The sequence below is a fragment of the Nonomuraea longicatena genome (genome assembly GCF_039525605.1).
Lineage (GTDB): Bacteria > Actinomycetota > Actinomycetes > Streptosporangiales > Streptosporangiaceae > Nonomuraea > Nonomuraea longicatena.
Genome location: NZ_BAAAHQ010000082.1, coordinates 1 through 4,916 on the forward strand (window position 1 = coordinate 1; position 4,916 = coordinate 4,916).

General features: G+C 61.5%; 7 protein-coding genes and 1 pseudogene. All 8 read right to left on the minus strand.

Annotated features, from left to right (window positions below; genetic code table 11):
• The coding region (locus ABD120_RS39265; RefSeq protein WP_343955551.1) for a hypothetical protein at nucleotides 1-1,162 on the minus strand (1,162 nt) is incomplete at its 3' end.
• A gap of 415 nt (nucleotides 1,163-1,577) precedes the next feature.
• Complete coding sequence (locus ABD120_RS39270) at nucleotides 1,578-1,853, minus strand: hypothetical protein (RefSeq protein WP_343955553.1); 276 nt, start codon at nucleotides 1,851-1,853, stop codon at nucleotides 1,578-1,580.
• A 165-nt stretch (nucleotides 1,854-2,018) separates the two neighbouring features.
• A complete protein-coding gene (locus ABD120_RS39275; RefSeq protein ID WP_343955555.1) occupies nucleotides 2,019-2,615 on the minus strand; it encodes a phage tail tube protein in 597 nt (198 codons plus the stop codon).
• Nucleotides 2,616-2,619: 4 nt separating this feature from the next.
• Complete coding sequence (locus ABD120_RS39280; RefSeq protein WP_343955557.1) at nucleotides 2,620-3,003, minus strand: hypothetical protein; 384 nt, start codon at nucleotides 3,001-3,003, stop codon at nucleotides 2,620-2,622.
• On the minus strand, nucleotides 3,000-3,308 hold the full coding sequence (locus ABD120_RS39285; RefSeq protein ID WP_343955559.1) for a hypothetical protein: 309 nt from the start codon (nucleotides 3,306-3,308) through the stop codon (nucleotides 3,000-3,002). The genes ABD120_RS39280 and ABD120_RS39285 overlap by 4 nt, the downstream gene beginning before the upstream one ends.
• Nucleotides 3,301-3,648, minus strand: a complete 348-nt coding sequence (locus ABD120_RS39290; protein WP_343955561.1) for a phage head completion protein — start codon at nucleotides 3,646-3,648, stop codon at nucleotides 3,301-3,303. The genes ABD120_RS39285 and ABD120_RS39290 overlap by 8 nt, the downstream gene beginning before the upstream one ends.
• 8 nt (nucleotides 3,649-3,656) lie before the next feature.
• A complete protein-coding gene (locus ABD120_RS39295; protein WP_343955563.1) occupies nucleotides 3,657-4,217 on the minus strand; it encodes a hypothetical protein in 561 nt (186 codons plus the stop codon).
• A gap of 92 nt (nucleotides 4,218-4,309) precedes the next feature.
• Nucleotides 4,310-4,916: pseudogene (locus ABD120_RS39300) on the minus strand (N4-gp56 family major capsid protein); the annotation flags it as partial.

Consider the following 4,916-nt stretch of genomic DNA (forward strand, 5'->3'; position numbering starts at 1 on the left):
ATTCCATCCAACGCCACGCGTCGCCCGTGGATGCAGCCGTGGATAGAAACCATCCGAGGCGGTTTCCCGCATCTGCGATTGAGGGCACTAACCGTGTTGTGATGAACTCAGCGCCCAAAACGGCCAGATCCCGGAAGGCGACAAGCAGAATATCGAGCGGTTGCGTAAGGCGAGATACCGAGTCGCGAGTCGCATCGAAAATTCGGGATACTCGATCGACGGTCTCTGCATCGGCTACAAACCGGAGGACCTGCCGGGCGGCGTCGCCGAAAACGTCGGCAACATCTGTCATTCCCTCCTGGACAGAGGGGATGGCACTGCGAAGCTGGCCGAACTCCCCCACCAGATGGCCGAAGAATTCCCTCTGTACAGCCACCCGAAGGCCGTCGAGGGAAGGCTTCAGGGAACGTACCTCCCAGGCCACGGAGGCGACTTCCTTCGGAAGTGTCGCTACCGCCCTTTGAAACTCCTCGATATCTCCTGTGAGTGCGGCGCTGAAGACATCACCCAGGCCCGCGAAAGCGACTTTCAGTGTGCTGATGGCGCCAACACCCAGGGCGATGGCGCCCGGCATCGCGGCGAAGATGCCAACAGATGGCGCAAGGGCCGCCCCGAGTGCTAGTGCGCCCGGGGCGGCGGCGCTGAGAGCACCTGCTGTAGCGGCGAGCTGGCCGCTCGCTAAGACGGCACTCGACGCGAGCGAGCCGAACCCGGAAGCCAGCTTCCGCGCTCCGGTATGAGCTACGGAGAAGCGCTCAGTTAGATTCGACTCGATCTCACGGCCGGTCCTAGAGGCCGCATCGGTGACGCGCGTTAAGGATATTCGTAGGTCGCCCTCGATGCCATCGCCAAAGCCCTTGATTCGCTGTCGGGCGTTCTCGTTGAAACCCTGTCCGAACTGATCGCCTAGCGTCTGCCCGATGCTCGTACCACGGGCCGTGTCGAATGCGATATCGTCGAACGCTCCACGAGCGTGGTCGCTGAAGCGGGCACTGAAGTTCTCGCCTACGCTGTCGCCCAGCGAGTCGCCGATGTTTCTGCCCAGATCGTTGGTGATCGGCTCTAACTGCTTTTCGATCCCCTCGCGGATCTGTTTGCCGAAGTCCTTCGCGACTCGTGGCCGGACTTCAACATAAGCCTCACCGACCTTGGTAGCTGCCAAGCTCAATGCCCCCTAGTTGCGCGCGCTATGAAGGCGCTCACCTCCTGTGCAGACGCGAAGCGCTGTGATTCCTGGTCGGGTGCCTCTTGGAGCGTCTTCCGCCCGGGGCGTTGCACCGGATCAGGGAAAGGGTTTCGTGTCCCCTTCTTGGAATTCGCCTGCATGAATAGCCAGTTGGAAACCTGAAGTAGGTCAACCGTTGCGGCTAGTAGATAGTCGCCGGGGCTCCATGACGCCTCTTCGCCGGTTATGGCGACGTGGAGGGCCGAACCCCTAGGCAATCCCTGTAGGAGAGACAGCAGCTTTCGGACGCTGAGCTTGCCTCGGTACAGGTCGATGATGTCGAGTCGGTAGTACCGGTGTAGGTCCGCCTCGACGGCAGGAAGGTGCTCGTCCAGTATCCTGACGAGCCAGATTAGTTTCCCGTGCTGCCAACGCCACATGCGGCGCTGATCGCCTCAAAGAGCGCCACGGCGTCGGAGAGCTTTCGAGGCTTCGCAGCTTTGAAGGCGTCGTACTGATTGGCACCTAGGACAAGCTTCAGGGCCTTGGTGAACCGGCCCGAGTCCAGCTCGTCGAGGACATCGATATCCCAGTCAATCGGCGACGGAACCGTGTACACGGTTCCGTCGAAGTCAACCGGGATGGTGTCGCCGGTAGCTTCTGCGATGGCGGCCCGTGCCTTGGGCATGCGTGGTGCTCCAAACAATCAACGTGAGAACAAGGGCAGGAAGAGGTCTGACACGGAATCACGCTCCGTAGCCGCCGGCTGTTTGGCCGCGATTGAAGAAGCCGCAGGTCAAAGAGTTGTGGCACTTTGCCGGCCAGCGCAGAGAGTGATGAGAGCTGGGGACGGCTAAGGCGTTCCAGGCGCCGCGTTGATGTCCGCCGTGGTCAGCACGTCGGCAAGCTTCCCGCCCGCGTCGAGGCTCTGGAAGGTCATGTTGAGGATGCTCGGATCCGTCTTGCCGATGGTTAGGCCGTCACGGTCACTCAGCATCGCCCGGGGGACGTAGAGCCCGTTCACGATGTCGAGGTCCCCCCAGAGGATGAGGAACGCCCGTTCGCGTAGGGCCGGGTTCGATGGAAGCGTCATCTTGGTCAGCTTCGTTGCGGCGTCTCTGGTGCCCCACGCGCCGCCAAAGAATAGCTCGGTGGCGTCCTTGTCCCACTGGGCTAGGGCGAACTGGAAGTCCAGTCCAGCGGCTGTGACGGTGATCTTCGCGGCGGCAACGGACTGCCACACGGGGAAGGCGCTTGTCGTGAGGGCGGGCGTGAGAGTGCAGCCGTCCTCGGTGACGTAGCCAAGGTCAGTCCAACCGCTGTACGGCTTCGTGTTGTCGAACGCGTCAGCAACGGTCTGAGGGATGATCGGAAGCGGCGTGCTCGCTGGAGCCGAGAGCACGCGGCCGTTCGGCGCGAACCGAATCGCGTCAGAGTTGAGGGCAGACAAAGAGCTAAATCCTCATGTAGATGTAGAGATCGAGGGAGATCACGAATCGGTGCTCGCGCGATGTGGGGTCGCTGATGTCCTGAGGCCCGAAATCGTTGTTGGCGTCGGCGATTGCCACGCCGTCATAGCTGAAGTTCGGGCCGTTCGTTAGGAGCACGTGCCGTGCGAGCATGGCGTTGCGGAGCGCTGTGTGCTTCGCCGTCCCGTAGGCGGAGACATCGAGACGTACGCGGTCGAGACGCTTTGGCGTGATGTTGCTGATGTTCAGTAGGGACACGACGACGCGAGACTTTCCGGCCTGATGGCCGATCAGGTTCCCGGCTACTGGAATGTCGGTGATCCCCGTACGCAGTAGCGCAACCGCTACTTCTATCGGGTCGTAAATCATTCGGTGCGTTTACTCTCCACGGCCTTGCCGAGAGGCCGAAAGGCTGGAGTGTCGTTCGTGCCATACTCGATCTTTAGTGCGTCCTTGTCGGCGGACACGTAGGCGACAGGATCGCCAAACGCGCCGATCTCGATCTCTTCACGGATGCTTGTCGCGTACTCGTGAAGCGGATAGCGCTTCGGGGCGATGTTGTATGCCTCTAGCCCGATGACCTTCGCGACCTTAAGAAGCTCTTTCGCGACTCGCTTATCCCGCTTCAGCAGGGGGAGTTTGAACTCCCATACATCGACGTCTACGTCAGCCATCGACCCGCCGAATCGTCGCCATGGTGTAGGAGTTGCGGCCCGTCACGAACGGCCAGACAAGCGATACTCCGGTCACCTCGTGAAGTTGGCCGCTGTAGCGAACCCGATCGGACACGCGGATGTCGGCCTGCCGGGGTGTGTACACGCGCCAGGTCGTTACGCCGGTCTCGCGGTCCTGGTCCTGATCGGAGGTCAGCTCGTCTCGGCCCCTGACCGGCTGCACACTGGCAGGCAAAGCCGTGTACACGACCTGGGAGTTCGGCCAGTCCCGAACCTCCCCGTAGGGGCCGGGAACGAGCGCCGCGCGAAGTACGGCGACGGAATCACGGTAAAGGCCCACGGACGCCCCTACGGGCGCCGCAGAGGTGCCGAACCGATCCTCTGGCGGAATCGGTTTAGAGAGCCCTTCGCGGACCGCGAGAGAGCGATGGAGCCGCTTCCGGACTCGTACACGATTGCGTGATCCCCAAGCGTTTCAGAAGTCGCCCCGACTTCCTTCCCGAGAACCCGCAGCACCTCGTTGCAGACGACGGCCTTGACATCGCCTGGCACGGCGCTAGAGCCGTGCGTATACGTCACCTTGATCTCAGAGGGAAGCGGATCGCCGATGACCTTCTGCCATCCATACCGGCGCCACAGCGACGAGCCGACAAGCTTCCACTCCGTGACTTCCTGGCGGTCCATCTCGACGCGGTAGACCTGTGTCACAGGCGCCCCGGGTAGCTTCAACTCCCGTTCGGCCCACCCTTCGAGGGTCACAACGCCGTTCACATGCGCCCTGAAGTCCCTACGGCAGTAGGCCGTCACAAGCGCCGACACATCCTCGATCAGAGACGCAACGGCGATCGTCTCATTGGGCAACAGTGTGCGCCCTAGCCGCGCCTCGATATCGGCCAGCTCAGCTAGCAAAACGAAACCTCCGATAGGAGACTAGAACAACTCTCGAAAGGGCTGCCGCGATCACAACCAACTTACAAACCAGGGCACGAGAAGGGGGCCAGTTACGGGATGACCTTGCCCACCGCGATATGCTCCTCACGCATGACCTTCGCGCCGTAGACGTGAAGACCGCGAACCACGTCGGCGAAAAACTTCTCACTCCGATAGGTCTCGGTCTTCACAATCTGGTCGGCAAACGTGGTCGCGATACGGTGACCCGCGAGCAGATGAACACCGGTCGGCAAAGCGTTCGTCAGGTGGACATAGAAGCCCAAGAACTTGCCAACGACACCGTTCGAAATCGGCTCGTTGCTGCCGAACTTCGATACGTCGATGAAACGGTCATCGCGAAGCAGGCGACCGTGCAAGGCGGGCGACGCAATCGCGAACCGTCCGTCTAGCGGGGTCTCGGTCTCGTCGAGGGCAACCTTGACATCCACGAACTGCCCATACAGCACGTCCGGCTGCGCAGCTAGATCAATGTCGATCTGGTGGTTCCCGCGACCAGGCTTAGCAGCCTGTACGGCTGCGGCGGCAACCAACTTGCCAGCAACATACGCGTCAGCAGCCTCGGCAAGCTTGCGGCCAGCACGCGAGGTGCCCTCGTGCATGTACTTGCCACCAATGAGCGACTGAACCCTGTGGATGTCATCCACGCGGATGCGGAAC

Excerpts from the sequence above, each read along its gene's own strand:
- ABD120_RS39270 (WP_343955553.1), bottom strand. The coding sequence starts at position 1,853 with ATGCCCAAGGCACGGGCCGCCATCGCAGAAGCTACCGGCGACACCATC.
- ABD120_RS39280 (WP_343955557.1), bottom strand. The coding sequence starts at position 3,003 with ATGATTTACGACCCGATAGAAGTAGCGGTTGCGCTACTGCGTACGGGG.
- ABD120_RS39285 (WP_343955559.1), bottom strand. The coding sequence starts at position 3,308 with ATGGCTGACGTAGACGTCGATGTATGGGAGTTCAAACTCCCCCTGCTG.